The sequence below is a fragment of the Paeniglutamicibacter cryotolerans genome, assembly GCF_014190875.1.
GTDB classification, from domain to species: Bacteria; Actinomycetota; Actinomycetes; order Actinomycetales; family Micrococcaceae; genus Paeniglutamicibacter; species Paeniglutamicibacter cryotolerans.
This window is the reverse complement of sequence record NZ_JACHVS010000001.1, coordinates 2,535,296-2,550,132: the sequence shown is the minus strand read 5'-3', so window position 1 is coordinate 2,550,132 and position 14,837 is coordinate 2,535,296. Positions and strand designations below refer to the sequence as shown.

Sequence of the window (14,837 nt, the reverse complement as noted above, 5' to 3'; positions counted from 1 at the left end):
CTACGGCCCTTTTCACTGTTGTTATGCTGTCCGGTTGCTGCCACTAGTCTAGTTGCTTGCGCCCGGGCCCCAAGAACCGGGCCGAATGCTACCCGGACCCGCCCGACTTGTGGTTTACGCCGCCTGATCGGAATACTGGGAGCCATGCAACGAGTTCCGCGTTACGCCCTCACCGGCGCCTTGCTGGCCCTGGCCATCGCCCCTCTTTCGGCCTGCAGCCCGGCAGCGGTTCCGGATCCCCGGCCTGCCGCGGAGGCCTTGGCCGGCGCGCTGGCCACCAACGACTTCTCCGCGGTGCATGTCACTGGCACCGGGGCAGCCGACGCCGCGACGCTGCTGGGCACCGCGCTCGAAGCGTTCAAGGACATACCCCGCACCACCACGCTTCTCTCGGTGAGCATGGATCCGGAGCCGGTCGATGCGAAGCAACCCTCGGCCACCGCCGTGCTGAAGACCGTATGGGACATCGATTCCACGGCCAAGGACTGGGAGTACGAGACCACTGCGCGGCTCTCCTTCGACGCCGAAGCCGATGCCTGGGCAGTCCCCTTCACCCCGGAGATGTCGGTCCCCGGGCTCGAGACCGGCCAGTACGTCGCGTACAAGACCACGAAGGCCGCCCGCGGGGAAATCCGCGGCGCGGACAACGCCGCGCTGGTGTCCAACCGCGCCGTGGTGCGCATCGGCATCAACAAGCCGGAGGTGCCTGGCGGGAAACTGGAGGACTCGGCCATGAAGCTGGCCAAACTGGTGGATATCGACCCGGCCGTCTATGCGGCCCGGGTCAGGGCCGCCGGCGACAAGGCCTTCGTGGAGGCCATCGTGCTGCGCGATGACTTCGAGCGCACTGTAACCAACGAGGCGGTCGAAGCCATTCCCGGTACGCTCGTGAAGCCCGACGTGCTTCCGCTGGCCCCGACCCGTTCGTTCGCGCGGCCGATCCTGGGCGTCGTGGGCGAGGCGACGGCCGAAATCGTCGATCAGTCGAAGGGCACCATCAAGCCCGGGACACTGGTCGGGCTATCGGGTGTGCAGGCCCAGTACCAGAAGGAGCTGGCGGGCAGCAACGGCTACACGATCTCCACCTACTCCACGGACCGCAAGCCGGTGGAGAAGCTGTTCGAGTCCCCCGCCGTCGACGGGGCGAACCTGCAGCTGACCATGGACCTCGAGTATCAGGACCTGGCCCAGAAGATGGTCGACGGAGCCGGGGGCACGGCGGCGCTGGTGGCCATCCGCCCCTCGGACGGGGCAGTGCTCGCCGCCGCCTCCGGCCCGGCCGATGCCGGGCTGAACACAGCGATGCTCGGTAAGTTCGCCCCGGGGTCCACTTTCAAGGTCATCACGGCCCTGGCCATGCTGCGCGGCGGCAAGACGCCGACATCGACGGTCAAATGTCCCGCCACGACGACGGTCGATGGCAAGTCCTTCAAGAACTACAACGGCTACCCGTCCGCGGCCCTGGGCACCATCCCGCTCTCGGAGGCCATCGCCCAGTCCTGCAACACGGTCTTCGTCAATGCTTCCACCTCGATGAAGGCAGCGCAGTTGACCGATGCCGCCGGCGCCCTGGGGTTGGCCGCGGAAGCGGCCACCGGCGCCGCGTCGTTCCTGGGTTCGGTCCCCTCGACCTCCACCGGCACCGAGCTCGCCGCAAACGCCATCGGGCAGGGTGTCGTGGAGGCCTCGGCGCTGGGCATGGCCACCGTGGCGGCCTCCGTGGCAGCGGGCAAGACCGTCTCCCCGCACCTGGTCGCCGACCCCGCGCCCAAGGCGGGTACGGCACCGGCCAAGCCGCTGACCGCCATCGAGGCGAAGGCACTGAAATCGATGATGGCCGAGGTCGTAGACCATGGCACGCTCAAGGACCTGCGGACCCTGCGCCCGGCGGTCTTCGGCAAGAGCGGCACGGCCGAATACGACTCAGAGCGAAATGCCCACGCCTGGGTGATCGCAGCCCAGGGCGACCTGGCCGTGGCGGCCTTCGTGAAGGACGGCAGCGGCGGCGCGCAGACCGCCGGACCCCTGGTCAAGGGATTCCTCACGGGCCTGCCCAAGTAGGGGCGGCTCCACCTGCCCGAAACACCACTGTGCCCCGGCACATCCAGGCTGAACTCTGGATGTGCCCGGGGCACAGTGGTGTTTCGGGGACCTTGGCCGCTTAGGCCGGAGGAGCAGGTGGCGCCGGCGGCATCGGCGGCATCGGCGGCATCGGTGCCTGGCTTTGAGCCTGGCCGGCGGCCCATCCCGGCTCGGCGAAGCGCATGGTTTCCTGCCCGGAATCACCAGTCGGAACCGGGTAGGCAGGGGATGCTGCTGCGGCGGCTACCGCGTTCCTGCGCTGATAGATGACGAGGAAGGCCACCAGTGCGCCGGCGACCAGGATAAGTCCTCCGAGCACCCACCAGATCCAGCCCATTGACGATCCGGAGAACTGCCCGGCGATGCCGGCCGGCTTGCCTTCCGCCACTGCAGAAACCTCGGTACCCGAGGCCGTCAACATGTCGAAGCTGACCTTATTCCCCTCGATGATGGCACCCTCGGAAGCCTCAAGCACCTTGCCCGGGAAGGTGATGCTCATTGTCGATTCGGTGATGGCTTCCTTGCCTGCCTCATTGCCCGATTCGATGGGGGCATGGAACGTGTACTTGCCATCGGCGTATTCCAGCCCCGAATCCTGGGTAATGCCATCGACACCCGGGACACCCGAGTCGGTCAGCTTCTGGTCATTCAGCACGACGCGGTAGCCCTGGAAGCCGTCCTGGTTGTACTCCTCGCGCTTCGCATCGGCCGGCATGTCTGCGAACGGGTCATCGACACCCATCGTGCCAAGGAACTCTTCGACGCTCTTGCCCTGGAGTACTTCCTGCTTGAATGCCATCACCATCGAGATGTCGGCGGTGTCCTGATCCTTGATCACGATGTCGATGTTCATTTTCACGCAGCCGGTCAAGGCAATGACCAGACCCAGCAGGAGTCCGATGACGGCTAATGGTTTCTTCATGTTTTTCCTTCAGGGAGCGGCTGCGGCAGCACCGGTTAGTTGCTGCGCCGGACCCGCCCCACTTTATCCGCACGATGGATCAGCTGCGGCATCAAGCACATGGGCACAACTCCCCGGTGCCGCTCGCTACACTGGGCAGCATGAGAGCACGGCACCGGATCCGCAGCGTGGCAAACTGGGTAAACCTGAGCACCCCGCTGGGCCTGGCGCTGGCCAGGGCCACCGGGTGCCGCCTTGAACCCGGCCGTCATTACCTGCATTACGCGCTTGAATACGGCAAGGCGCTGCCGAACGCGCGGGCCTTCACCGTGGGCAGCGTCCTGTTCTTCAGGCCCCCGATATCGGATCCCCCGCTGCACCTGAGACTTCTCGAACATGAGGAATCACACGCCGGGCAATACGCCTGGTGCCTGGGGCTGCCGTTCCTGCCCCTGTACTTCGCTACCGCCGGCGCCTCACTGTTGTTGTGCGGGGATCCGGCAGCGTTGAACCCCTTCGAACGCAGGGCCGGGCTCGAAGCCGGCGGCTACGGCCCCCGGAGTCCCGGAGGCCTGCTGGCGCGGCTCGCGAAACCCACCGCATCAAGAACCCGAAAGGACACCCCTTGAATCAGCTCGAGCACACGGTCACCACCATCGGTAGCGCGACAATCGCCGCCGTTCCCGACTTGGCAGTCATCACCTTGGCTGTGGAATGCCGCCACACCGGCGCGCAGGGTGCCTTCGACGCAGCCGCAACGGCAGCGGCCCGGGTGCTGGCCGCCATCGGCGAAACGGCACCGGGGGCGCTGCTGACCACCCGCGGGGTGGGGCTTCGGGCCGAAACTGCCTGGCGCGACGAGCAGACGGTGGTGACCGGGTACGTCTCGGATTCGACGCTGCTGGTTTCCGGGTTGCCCATCGACGCGGCATCCGCCGTGCTGCATGCAGCAGTCGCGGCCGGTGGGGATGACGTGCGGATCCAATCGCTGGAGTACGAGCTGGCCGACGAGCACGAGGCCCGCAACGGCGCCCGCGAGGACGCCTTTGCCGATGCCCGGGCCAAGGCCGGGCAACTCGCCCAGCTGGCCGGCCGTACCCTCGGGGCCGCCGTGGTCATCGAGGAGATCGGGGAAAACACCGTGTCACCGCTGCGGGCCGCCGGCCGCGACATGAAGCTCGCCTCGATGCCTGTGATGGCCGGGGAGAAGCAGGTCGGGGCGGGAGTCTCGGTGCGCTGGGAACTGATCTAGCGCGCTAGTATACGGTTCCCGCCGCATAGTTGTCATCCGGTGCCGGGTCCAGCGAGGCCAGCGCGATGAGCTCCAACGCCCTGGCTCCCTGGCCGGTCCCGATGCCTCCGGCCCCGGCGGGTGGCAGGTGGACGAATCCGCCGCGCACACCGCCATGGGCGGGCAGGAGCCCCAGCAGCGCGTAGAACACCTGATTGCAGACGTACGTTCCGGCGCTCAGCGACAGTTCCGCAGCCAGCTCCTCGCCACGCAACCGGGACAGCGCCCGTTTGAGGGGCAGCGTGGTCCACCGAGCTGCCGGTCCCCCGGCCTCCACCGGGACATCGACGGGACGGTCCCCGGCGTTGTCCGGGATCCGCGCATCGATCAGGTTCACCGCCACACGCTCGAGCGAGACGGCGGCGCGTCCCCCGGCCAACCCGGCGCACAGCACCAGGTCCGGGGCGTGGGCGTCGATGGCCGCCTCCAAGGCCGCAGGCGCCGTGGCAAAGACGCAGGGAAGCTCGATGGCCACGGCATGGTGCCCGGCGGCGTTCAGCAACGTCGCCGCGGCGCGTGCGGCATCGATGGAGGGGTTCGTTGTTGCCCCGTCGAAGGGCTCGAAACCGGTAAGGAGGATCATCGACCGGCGAACGGGTCGATGATGGCCGCCAGCAGCGCATCGACGATCGGCCGGTCCGCGGGAATCCATTCCAGCGCGTGGAGTTCGACCGGATCCAGACCCACCCAGCTCAGCGCGTCGTGGTCCTCCAGCGGCTGCGGGGTGCCGGAGCTGATTTCACACAGCCAGACCCGCATGGCCGCTCCGTTGCCCAGATCCCACCCCTGCTCCAGCGGGCCGGGAAGTTCGGCGCCAAGCACCGATTCCACCCCCAGTTCCTCCCGGACCTCGCGGGTGAGTGCCTGCGTGCATTCCTCACCCGGTTCGACCTTGCCGCCGGGGAATTCCCAGAGCCCGGCCAGGTGAGCCGGCTGCGTCCTGCGCGCCGCCAGCAGCCGGGTGGGCCGGTGCAGCGAGTCGACGATGGCCGCCCCGACGATTTGTTTCAGCCCGCTCACGCGTTTTCTCCCGCGGAGGCCGTACCCGGGCGGTAAATGTCGGGCTCCAGGTAGATGACCCTCGCAATCGGCACTGCATCCCTGATCCTGGCCTCGACCTGGTCGATGGCCGCGGCGATCTGTTCGCCGGTGGCGTCGCGTTCGACCGAGATCTTGGCTGCCACAAGCAGCTCGTCAGGACCCAGGTGCAGCGTCTTGAGGTGGATGACGCGGGTGCCATCGGCGCGGATGGCCGCGATGATGTGCCGCACATTGTCCGCGGTGGCCGACTCCCCCAGCAGCAGCGACTTGGTCTCTACGGCCAGGATGGCGGCGATGCTCACCAGCAGCAGGCCGATCATCGCGGTGCCCGCGGCGTCGAAGATCCCGTTGCCGGTGATCAGCGTCAGCGTGACGCCGCACAGGGCGAAGAACAGGCCCACTAGGGCGCCCAGGTCCTCGAGCAGGATCACCGGAAGCTCGGGCGCCTTGGCCGTGCGCACGAACCGCACCCAGTCCTGGTTGCCACGCACGTGGTTCGATTCCTTGATCGCCGTGCGGAAGGAGAAGGACTCGGCGACGATGGCCCCGCCCAGGACAGCCAGCGGCACCCACCACCAGGGGCCCTCGATGCCGTGCGGATGTTGGAACTTCTGGTAGGCCTCGTACAGGGCGAAGAGCCCGCCGACGCTGAAGAGCACGATGGACACAATGAACGAGTAGACATAACGTTCACGGCCATAGCCGAAGGGGTGCTCGAGGTCCGCCTTGCGCCCCGCCCGCTTGCCGCCGACAAGCAGCAGCACTTGGTTTCCCGAATCGGCAACCGAGTGGATCGCCTCGGCGAGCATCGAAGAGGACAGTGTGATCGCCCAGGCCACAAACTTGAATACGGCAATGGTCAGGTTGGCCGCCAACGCGGCGACCACCGCCTTGGTTCCTCCGGATGCGGCCATCGTCCATGCCTTTCATTCTGGTGCGACGGCCTTGCGCCACGCTCACCAGGAAACTACGTTAGCGCGTTCCGGGGCCGGCGGCGCCGCCGACCCCGGATCCTCGGTCCTACTTGTCCCGATTGCCGCGCTGCGCCCGCGCCGAGGCATACATGCACACGGTGGCCGCTGTCCCCACATTCAGCGATTCGGCCACGCCGTAGAGCGGAACGGCCACGCGTTCGTCGGCCGCGGAGAGTTCCTCCGGGGTCAGGCCGGCTCCCTCGTTTCCGAACAGCCACGCGGTGGGATCCTCCAGCCGGATCGCGGCACCGGAATCCGGGTCGGTGCTCTCGCCCAGACGGCGGCGGGTGCTGGCATCTTGGAAGTCATCCAGATTGCGGTCGCCATAGCCGTCGGCGGCCAACACGCTGTGCCCCGCGGCACGCAGCGATTCGACGGCTTCCTCGAAGTCGACACCGGTGACGATGGGCAGGTGGAAGAGCGAGCCGACGGTGGAGCGCACCGCCTTGGGGTTGTAGATGTCAACGCTTCCCGAGGTGAGGATCAGCGCGTCTGCTCCAGCCGCGTCGGCCGCGCGCAGGATCGTCCCGGCGTTGCCGGGATCCTGGATCCTGCACAGCACGGCAACGAGCTTGGGCTCAAGTTCGAGGACCTCGGCGAGGGTGGTCTGGGGCAGATAGCAGACGGCGACGATGCCCTGCGGGGTTACCGTGTCGGCCATGGCGGCCAGGACCTCGTCGGTGACGATCCGCGCGAACAGGTGCGGAATGGCCGCAACAAGGTCGATGAACTCGGGGTACCGTTCCAGCGCGTGTTCGGTGGCGTAGACGGCGGCAACCACGGGGTCCTGGTCGGCTGCGGCACGGGCGGCGTGCAGCTTAAGCGCCTCGCGCACGGCCTGTGGGCCTTCGGCCAGAAACTGGTCCAGTTTGGCACGGCCGCCACGTGTTGCAAGGTGCGCGACTTCGCGGACGCGCTCGGCTCGCGGGTTGGACATCGTTTCAGAGGAGAATCCGGCAGAAATCATAAAGAAGACTCTAGCCGCACAGCCGGTTTCACGGCCAAACGCCACCCCAGGGCTTAAAAGCGTCAAGGACGGAACCCCCTTTGGGGATCCCGTCCTTGACGGCTGATCAGGCTAAAACCTAGAAACTAGGCGTCCTTGATCTGCTGGCGAGATTCGCCACCGGCCGGCTCGAAGCCTGCAGCCTTGGCTGCATCGGTGGTCTCGAACCAAACTTCGGCATCCGTCTGGTCGTACCAGGTCGAGCCCGGGACGTGGTACTTGTTCGACTGTGCGTTGCCCTTGACAACCCAGCCTTCCGGGTTGGCTGCGCCTTCGGCAGCCTTCTTGCCTACAGCCTTTTCAGCGGCAGCGGCCTTCTTGTCGGCAGCCTTGTTCGACTTTGGTGCAACCGGGGCTTCACGGACAACCGGGGCGTTGACGTCGGCCGGCAGTGCGGCCTTGGCAACGGCAACCAGAGTGGCGAAGGCGTTGGCGTCGGAGACGGCCAGCTCGGCGAGCATACGGCGGTCAACCTCGACCGAAGCAGCCTTCAGGCCCTGGATCAGGCGGTTGTAGGTCAGGCCGTTGGCGCGGGAAGCAGCGTTGATACGCTGGATCCACAGGCGACGGAAGTCGCCCTTGCGCTTGCGGCGGTCGCCGTAGCTGTAGACGAACGAGTGGAGCAGCTGCTCCTTCGCCTTGCGGTACAGACGCGAACGCTGTCCGCGGTAGCCCTTTGCGCGTTCCAGAACGACGCGACGCTTCTTGTGGGCGTTAACCGCCCGCTTCACACGTGCCACGTGTGTACTCCTTTGTTTCTGCCCGGCCTGCTCCCGATGCGGGAACGACGAGGAAATCTAAATTCGGGGTTGGGAACCAAGCGGTTCCCGGGGGAAAAGCTTAGAGACCGAGCATCTTCTTGATGACACGCGTGTCAGCCTTCGACACGATCAGATCGCCCTTGAGCTTGCGCTTGAGGCTGGAGGGCTTGTGCTCCAGGTAGTGGCGGCGGTTAGCCTGCTGGCGCCGCAGCTTGCCGCTGCCGGTGAGCTTGAAACGCTTCTTGGCGCCACTGTGAGTCTTGAACTTCGGCATATCCGCCGTTCTCCTTACGTGCTCCCGTTACCCTTGCGGGCCGGGGATCTTGCGGGCTTCCGGTGTCGAAAGCCCGTGGTTCGGGTGTTGCCCTTGCGGGCACCAGCCCAGGTCGACTACTTGGCAGCCGGACCGGGCTTGGTTGCGCGGACAGCAGGCTTGGGACCTGGCTTGCCCGCGGGCTTCGGAGCCGGCTTCGGGATGGCGACCGGCTTGGGAGCCGCCATCGGCTTCGGCGCGGCTGCCGGAACGGCCGGAGTGGCTGCAACGGCTGGCTTGGCTGGCGCGGTAGCGGCAGGCCGGGAGACAGCGGGACGTGCAACGGCCGGGCGGCTGGTGGCCGGGGCCTTGGTCACCGGGCGGCTGGCTGCGGGAGCCTTGGCCGGTGCCGTGACTGGTGCCTTGGCTTCGACGACCGGAGCCTTCGGCAAGAGCGCCTCGGCCGCGGAGCGTTCCTGGACTGCTGCCAGCTTGGCTCGGAACTCGGCCTCGAGGGATTCGCCCAGCGACTGGGTGAAGCTGTCCTGCTCCTGCGAGGTGTCGATCCGTTCCTTCGGCTCGTTGCCACGGGCCTTGTCGGCTTCGCGCTGCTCGTTGCGTCGGGCTTCCGCCTTTGCTTCGGCCTTGTTCTTCAACGGGCCAACGACCATGACCATGTTGCGGCCATCGATGCGCGGGCTGGACTCGATGACGCCAACCTCGGAAACGGCAGCGGCAAACTTCTCCAAGAGGCGGATACCCATTTCCGGACGCTGCTGTTCGCGGCCTCGGAACTGGATCATGGCCTTGACCTTGTCGCCGGCGCCGAGGAAGCGCAGCGCGTGGCCGACCTTCGTCTCGTAGTCATGCGTGTCGATCTTGAGGCGGAAACGAATTTCCTTCAGGATCGTGTTGGTCTGGTTCTTGCGCGCTTCACGAGCCTTGACGGCCGCCTCGTACTTGTACTTGCCGAAGTCCATCAGTTTGCACACGGGAGGCTTCGCCGTGGGCGCCACCTCAACGAGATCAAGGTCGGACTCGACAGCAAGGCGGAGGGCGTCTTCGATGCGGACGATGCCAACCTGTTCACCGTTCGGGCCGACAAGCCGCACCTCGGGGACGCGGATTCGATCATTAATGCGTGGATCGCTGATGTGTAGCTCCTGAAAGTCGTGGTTCGAGGCCGACCGCAGACAAGAAAAGGCCTCCGGCTGCGGTGCAGGCGGAGGCCTCGGAATTCGATCGGCGAGCCGAAGCTCACAGACCCCTGACGGGATCTGCACCGAATGAGTACCCGGCCGCCTGATTCGGCTGCTGCGGGTGGGAGTGGCCTCCACTTGCATACCGAATCCTATCGTCGATCACCACTGATTGGCTAGCCGCACAGTGGCAACCGAATACACAGATCCGGTCGGTCTATGGAAAGCTTAGCAGTATGAGTACCCCCGAAACCAATCCGGAAACCCGTTCCAACAATCCAGAGCAGCAGATCCGCGACATCGCCGAGGTCGCAGCCGTTGAAATCATCACCACCGCTGCCGTGCACCTGATGAGCGCCGCAGCAGTGAAGTGCGGCCTTGCCGAGGGCAACGACGCGGAAGAACTCAAGGACCTCGACGAGGCACGCAAGCTGATCACCGCCCTTGCCGGCCTGATCACCTCGGCTGCCCCCGAGGTCGGCAGCCAGCACGCCGGTCCATTGCGCGACGGACTGCGCGCACTGCAGCTGGCCTTCCGTGAGGCCTCCGTCATCGAAGATGCACCGGGTCAGGGCCCGGGCGAGAAGCTCACCGGGCCGGTCAGCTAACCGGCGTCCACCGCAATACGCCAAAGGGGCGGCAGGGCTTTGAACCGGGCGCCCCTTGCGCATCCCCGGAACTACCGGGAGGCCAAGACCCGGGCCATGGCCCGGCGGCGGCGCAGGCTTTGCACGAACAGGGCGGCCAGGCAGATGGCCGACCCCAGGATTCCTACGCCCAGAAAGCCCGCACCGGGGCCCATGGCATCGATGGTCATGCCCGTCAGCGGCGAGCCCAGGGCCGTGCCTCCGGTCAGCGCCGAACCGTACCAGCCCATGGCCTCCCCGCGACGCTTCTCCGGGACCAGCTCGGTCAGCCGTTCCGAGGCGGCCGACAACACCGGTGCGCAGAGCATGCCGGAGAAGATCGACAGGATGGCCAGGGTCCAGGTGTCGGTGGCAAACATCATCGGGATGGTGAGGACCGACATCGCCAGCAGCAGCACTATCGGGGAAATGCTGCGCTTCAGCGATCCGTAGATCAGCCCGCCGATCAAGGACGAGAAGCACCAGAAGAAGAACACGATGCCCAACTGGCCGGAGTTGCCGTGCTCATCGAGCAGTGCAACGATGCCGACTTCGCTTCCCGACAGCACCAATCCGGCGCCCGAGGCGGCTATGAACACTGCGATCACCCCGGCACTCACCCAACCGAAGCGGCTCTTGAAGGACCGGCCGCGCCGGGCAACCCGGGCCTTGGTGGACTTGAGCCCGGCCGTCAGCAGCTCGCCCTCGGCCATGGCCAGGTGCGCCGGGGCGGAAGCGATCATGGCCACTTCCGCCCCGGCCGATTCGGCGTCGGCGTCGCGGACGCGCACGGCACCGGGATGCTCCGAGCTCGTGGGCGGGTTCAGCCAGAGGAGCAGCAGCCCGCTTCCCGATGCGGCAATGGCGATGGCCGTCATGCCGACCGAGGTGTTGATTTGCGTGGCAACGATGCCCGCCGCGGCGGGGCCGATAATAAACACCATTTCGGTGCTGATCGCGTCCAAGGCGAATGCCGAGCGGCGGTTTTGCCCGGTGGTCATCACGCCAAGTGAGGTACGGACCACGCTGAAGACCGGTAGCGAGAACAGCCCGCCGATGAATACCAGCGGCATCAGCAGGGTGAATCCCACGTGCGGCGCCAGCATCCACACGACGAGTTCGACGATGATCGAGGGTACCAGCGCGCGGCGTAGCCCGTGCTTGTCCACCATGTGTCCCCGCCAAGGCGCGCCCACCGCGATTCCCACCGTCATCAGCGCGACGACGAGCCCGGCCGAGCCCCAGTCCTTGCCCAGGGTGTTGACCAGGTGCAGGAGCAGCAGCATGCCCAGCGCGGAGTGCGGGAGCCGGGCGATCATGCCCACGCCCAGCAGTCTGGCGATCCCCCGTTGCTTCAGGAGCGTACTGTAGGGTCCGCCGCTCACTGGGCGTTGCCGCCGCGCCCGGGCTCTGCCGTCAGTGCCAGCTCCAGCGAATCCACGGCCTCGGCGAATACCGCATTACCGGCTAGTGCCGCTTGGATCCGCGTTGCAGATTCCCGGGCGTCCTCGCCCAAGGTTCCGGCCCGGAACGTGATTTCTAGGCGCAGTTCGGGCCCCGGCCCTCCTCCTGGGACGATTTGTCCACTGCCGGTACGGCTCCCCACTCCGTGGCCCGGCGCAAGCGAAATTCCGGCAATGGCCGATTCCCCGGCGGCCAGATCATGCAGGATCGCCAGCAGGGATTCGTCGGTGTAGCTGGGCAGCCAGTCCTGCTGCTGGGCCAGGGCCCACATGCCGGGGCGGCGCAGGACGAAAGTGAAGTCCGCACCCGGATCGATGACCAGCATCTGGGCCTCCTCGCTGACGGCCGAAAGTGCCGCCCGTGGTGCGTACACCGCCACGGGGCGGGCCTCGGCGTGCCAGGACTGGAGGTTTTCGACGGTGGTGAACACGGGAAGCGCGGTGCGGCCGTCGGGCGCAGTGAGCGTCACCAGTGCCATGTCGGCCTCCTTGTCCTCGGTGAAGCCGTGTTCTCCGAGCCCACCCTCCGCGAGCTGGGCGACGACGGCGATGAAGACCCGGGCCGTGGCGAGTGCGGCGTGAACCTCCTGCTCGGTGCCGGTTCCGGCGATGAGCGCACCGATGGCAGCAAGGTAGCCGGAATCGGCCCGTCCATCGTCTGCATCGAAATTATGCAGCGGGTTTCCCTCGCCTGACAGATCCCGGCCGGCCCAGTCCTGTCCTGCGGAATCGGTCCCTCCGCCTGCTCGGGCCAGTGCCGCGGAAATGTGCCCCGGCAAGTGTTTCGGCGTCGCGGTGCCTGCTGGGCGCGAAGCGGAGTGGTCGTGAGCAGTCATGCAAGAATCGTATCCTCTGGACGCGAAGGGCCGATCTTCCACCCAGGGAAGACCGGCCCATTGTTACGGCTCTGACTTGGAGTGATGCACCGATTCCAGGCTAAGTCCGTGGCGGAAATCGCACCATCGGGGCCGCAGTTAGCGCCGGCCGGCCACGTCCAGCGCCTGGGGCAGCGTGAACTGGCCGGAGTACAGCGCCTTGCCGATGATGGCACCCTCGACGCCGGCGGGAACCAGTTGGCGCAGCACGCGCAGGTCCTCGAGGCTGGAGATGCCACCGGAGGCGACGACCGGCTTGGACGTGCGGGAGCACATTTCGCGCAGCAGCTCCACATTCGGTCCGCGCAGCGTTCCGTCCTTGGTGACGTCGGTGACGACGTATCGTGCGCAGCCGGCATCTTCCAGCCTAGCCAGGACCTCCCAGATGTCCCCGCCTTCCTTGGTCCAGCCGTGACCGGCAAGCGTGGTGCCGCGCACGTCGAGCCCCACGGCGATCTTGTCGCCGTGGCGGGCGATGGCGCGGGCGGTCCATTCCGGGTTTTCCAGGGCGGCAGTGCCCAGATTCACGCGGGCCGCACCGAATTCAAGGGCCCGCTCCAGCGAGGCATCGTCGCGGATGCCTCCCGAGAGTTCCACCTTGATGTTCAGTTCGGTGGCAACCCGGCGCAGGATCTCGGTGTTGGAACCACGGCCGAAGGCGGCGTCCAGGTCCACCAGGTGTACCCACTCGGCGCCTTGGTCAGCCCAGGCCTTAGCGGCGACGACCGGGTCGCCGTATCCAGTTTCGCTGCCTGCTTCGCCCTGAACTAGGCGGACCGCCTGGCCGTCCACGACGTCGACGGCGGGGAGCAGTTCGAGAATCGATGTTTCGGTGATGCTCATCGGGTGTTCCTTTGTTTTGGCGGGGATCCGCGTCCGGGCGGACCCCGGGTGTTTAGAAGGTCAGCAGGTATCCGGCGAGGAGCGAGAGCCCGGCCAGGATCCAGCAGGCAATGATCCAGGAGACGTGTGCCTTCTGCTGGCGCAGTGAAATGGCACCGCCGGCCAGGACTCCGCCCAGGAGCAGCAGCAGGAAGGTATAGATCACAGCGTGGCCAGCCAGTTGCGCAGCAACTGCGCTCCGGCCTCGCCGGACTTCTCCGGGTGGAACTGAAGCGCCGAGAGCGGGCCGTTTTCCACACCCGCCACAAAGGGAACCCCGTGTTCGGACCAGGTCACCGCCGGTGGCTTCATCTTCGGCTGGGCAACGTCGAATTCCCACTTCTGCACGGCATAGGAATGCACGAAGTAGAAGCGTTCGCTTTCGATGCCGGCAAAGAGCTTGCTGTCGGCGGGTGGGGTGACGGTATTCCAACCCATGTGCGGGACGACTGGCGCGTCGAGCAGTTCGACAACGCCGGGCCATTCACCCATGCCCCGGGTGCGAATGCCATGCTCTACACCCTCTTCGAAGAGCACCTGGTGCCCCACGCAGATGCCCAGGACCGGACGGCCTCCGGCAATGCGGCGGCCGATCCACTGAAGCGCTCCGACCTCCCGCAGGGCCTTCATGACCGCGGCAAAGGCGCCGACGCCCGGAACAAAGAGTCCGTCGCATTCGAGCACGTTCGCGGCCTTCGCGCTGAGCGTCACCTCGGCACCCGCATATTCCAGCGCGCGGACGGCAGAGCGGATGTTGCCCGACCCGTAGTCCAGCACCGTGACTTTTTTCTTCGCTTCACTCATTTACAGCGCACCCTTGGTGGAGGGAATGGCGTTGCCGATGCGAAGGTCGGGCTCGACCGCCTGACGCAGGGCCCGGGCCAAGGCCTTGAACTGGGCCTCCACGATGTGGTGGGGATCGCGCCCACCCAGGACCGTCATGTGCAGGCAGATCTGGGCGTGCAGCGTGAGCGATTCGAAGACGTGACGGGTCAGCGAACCGGTGAAGTGGCCACCGATCAGATGGTATTCCTGTCCGGCGGGCTCGCCACCGTGGACCAGGTAAGGGCGCCCGGAGATGTCGACGACGGCGTGCGCCAGTGCCTCGTCCAACGGGACGGTGGCTTCGCCGAACCGGGTGATCCCGGCCTTGTTGCCCAACGCTGTGCGCAGGACCTCGCCGATGGTGATGGCCACGTCCTCGACGGTGTGGTGGACGTCGATCTGGATGTCGCCGGTGGCCCGGACCGTGAGGTCGATCAGCGAGTGCTTGGACAGTGCCGTGAGCATATGGTCGTAGAACGGCACCCCGGTGCTGATTTCCGACTTGCCGGTTCCGTCCAGGTCCAGTTCGACAAAGACAGACGACTCGCTGGTATTGCGCTCGAGTCGAGCACGGCGACCGGTGAGCAATTCTGCAGACATGCACGTTCCTTAGGATTCAGGTGGTGTGGGTCCCCGAAGGAGGTCCCCGGGTCAAGTT

General features: G+C 66.4%; 18 protein-coding genes. 4 read left to right on the top strand and 14 right to left on the bottom strand.

The features are described 5' to 3' along the window. Positions 1-144 precede the first annotated feature (144 nt). Positions 145-2,061 carry a penicillin-binding transpeptidase domain-containing protein gene (locus E9229_RS11745; RefSeq protein ID WP_183511439.1) on the top strand — a complete coding sequence of 639 codons (1,917 nt, stop codon included), beginning with the start codon at positions 145-147 and terminating at the stop codon, positions 2,059-2,061. 100 nt (positions 2,062-2,161) lie between these two features. Here E9229_RS11745 and E9229_RS11740 read toward each other — a convergent pair whose 3' ends face one another. Beyond that, positions 2,162-3,004: an LppM family (lipo)protein gene (locus E9229_RS11740; RefSeq protein WP_183511436.1), complete on the bottom strand. Its 843-nt coding sequence runs from the start codon at positions 3,002-3,004 to the stop codon at positions 2,162-2,164. Positions 3,005-3,171: 167 nt separating this feature from the next. On the opposite strand from E9229_RS11740, the gene E9229_RS11735 reads away from it, so the two are divergent. Together E9229_RS11735 and E9229_RS11730 are read left to right on the top strand one after the other, a co-directional pair. Beyond that, entirely contained in the window at positions 3,172-3,612 is a 441-nt protein-coding gene (locus tag E9229_RS11735) for a hypothetical protein (RefSeq protein WP_183511434.1), read from the top strand. After that, positions 3,609-4,235: an SIMPL domain-containing protein gene (locus E9229_RS11730; RefSeq protein ID WP_183511432.1), complete on the top strand. Its 627-nt coding sequence runs from the start codon at positions 3,609-3,611 to the stop codon at positions 4,233-4,235. The genes E9229_RS11735 and E9229_RS11730 overlap by 4 nt, the downstream gene beginning before the upstream one ends. Before the next feature lie 4 nt (positions 4,236-4,239). Here the strand turns inward: E9229_RS11730 and E9229_RS11725 are convergent, their stop codons facing one another. The 7 genes from E9229_RS11725 to infC all read right to left on the bottom strand — a co-directional run bounded on the left by E9229_RS11725 (position 4,240) and on the right by infC (position 9,421). Next, positions 4,240-4,857 carry a pyroglutamyl-peptidase I family protein gene (locus E9229_RS11725; protein WP_183511430.1) on the bottom strand — a complete coding sequence of 206 codons (618 nt, stop codon included), beginning with the start codon at positions 4,855-4,857 and terminating at the stop codon, positions 4,240-4,242. Further along, on the bottom strand, positions 4,854-5,294 hold the full coding sequence (locus E9229_RS11720; protein WP_183511428.1) for a (deoxy)nucleoside triphosphate pyrophosphohydrolase: 441 nt from the start codon (positions 5,292-5,294) through the stop codon (positions 4,854-4,856). Before E9229_RS11720 ends, E9229_RS11725 begins: the two co-directional genes overlap by 4 nt. Beyond that, the gene (locus E9229_RS11715) at positions 5,291-6,229 is read right to left on the bottom strand and encodes a cation diffusion facilitator family transporter (RefSeq protein WP_183511427.1); all 939 of its coding nucleotides are present in this window, start codon (positions 6,227-6,229) and stop codon (positions 5,291-5,293) included. The genes E9229_RS11720 and E9229_RS11715 overlap by 4 nt, the downstream gene beginning before the upstream one ends. A gap of 106 nt (positions 6,230-6,335) precedes the next feature. Then, positions 6,336-7,256 carry a TrmH family RNA methyltransferase gene (locus E9229_RS11710; protein ID WP_183511426.1) on the bottom strand — a complete coding sequence of 307 codons (921 nt, stop codon included), beginning with the start codon at positions 7,254-7,256 and terminating at the stop codon, positions 6,336-6,338. 125 nt (positions 7,257-7,381) lie between these two features. Next, entirely contained in the window at positions 7,382-8,035 is a 654-nt protein-coding gene (rplT, locus tag E9229_RS11705; RefSeq protein WP_183511425.1) for a 50S ribosomal protein L20, sunset domain variant, read from the bottom strand. Between the two features lie 100 nt (positions 8,036-8,135). Continuing rightward, positions 8,136-8,330 (bottom strand): 50S ribosomal protein L35, encoded by a 195-nt coding sequence (gene rpmI, locus E9229_RS11700; protein WP_183511423.1) that lies wholly within the window; start codon positions 8,328-8,330, stop codon positions 8,136-8,138. 116 nt (positions 8,331-8,446) lie between these two features. Beyond that, positions 8,447-9,421, bottom strand: coding sequence for a translation initiation factor IF-3 (gene infC / locus E9229_RS11695; RefSeq protein ID WP_407671340.1), 975 nt, complete (start codon positions 9,419-9,421; stop codon positions 8,447-8,449). A gap of 323 nt (positions 9,422-9,744) precedes the next feature. Between infC and E9229_RS11690 the strand changes: the two genes are divergently transcribed. Next, positions 9,745-10,116, top strand: a complete 372-nt coding sequence (locus E9229_RS11690; RefSeq protein WP_183511420.1) for a DUF1844 domain-containing protein — start codon at positions 9,745-9,747, stop codon at positions 10,114-10,116. A 71-nt stretch (positions 10,117-10,187) separates the two neighbouring features. On the opposite strand, the gene E9229_RS11685 is transcribed toward E9229_RS11690, so the two are convergent. From E9229_RS11685 to hisB, 6 genes are all read right to left on the bottom strand, one after another. Then, on the bottom strand, positions 10,188-11,519 hold the full coding sequence (locus tag E9229_RS11685) for an MFS transporter (protein WP_407671339.1): 1,332 nt from the start codon (positions 11,517-11,519) through the stop codon (positions 10,188-10,190). Continuing rightward, on the bottom strand, positions 11,516-12,433 hold the full coding sequence (locus tag E9229_RS11680; protein ID WP_183511418.1) for an SseB family protein: 918 nt from the start codon (positions 12,431-12,433) through the stop codon (positions 11,516-11,518). Before E9229_RS11680 ends, E9229_RS11685 begins: the two co-directional genes overlap by 4 nt. Positions 12,434-12,571: 138 nt before the next feature. Beyond that, positions 12,572-13,315 carry a bifunctional 1-(5-phosphoribosyl)-5-((5-phosphoribosylamino)methylideneamino)imidazole-4-carboxamide isomerase/phosphoribosylanthranilate isomerase PriA gene (gene priA, locus E9229_RS11675; RefSeq protein WP_183511415.1) on the bottom strand — a complete coding sequence of 248 codons (744 nt, stop codon included), beginning with the start codon at positions 13,313-13,315 and terminating at the stop codon, positions 12,572-12,574. 52 nt (positions 13,316-13,367) lie between these two features. Beyond that, positions 13,368-13,520 carry a hypothetical protein gene (locus E9229_RS11670; RefSeq protein WP_183512063.1) on the bottom strand — a complete coding sequence of 51 codons (153 nt, stop codon included), beginning with the start codon at positions 13,518-13,520 and terminating at the stop codon, positions 13,368-13,370. Then, positions 13,517-14,158 carry an imidazole glycerol phosphate synthase subunit HisH gene (hisH, locus tag E9229_RS11665; RefSeq protein ID WP_183511413.1) on the bottom strand — a complete coding sequence of 214 codons (642 nt, stop codon included), beginning with the start codon at positions 14,156-14,158 and terminating at the stop codon, positions 13,517-13,519. Before hisH ends, E9229_RS11670 begins: the two co-directional genes overlap by 4 nt. Next, a complete protein-coding gene (gene hisB, locus E9229_RS11660; protein WP_183511412.1) occupies positions 14,159-14,779 on the bottom strand; it encodes an imidazoleglycerol-phosphate dehydratase HisB in 621 nt (206 codons plus the stop codon). Positions 14,780-14,837: the final 58 nt, after the last annotated feature.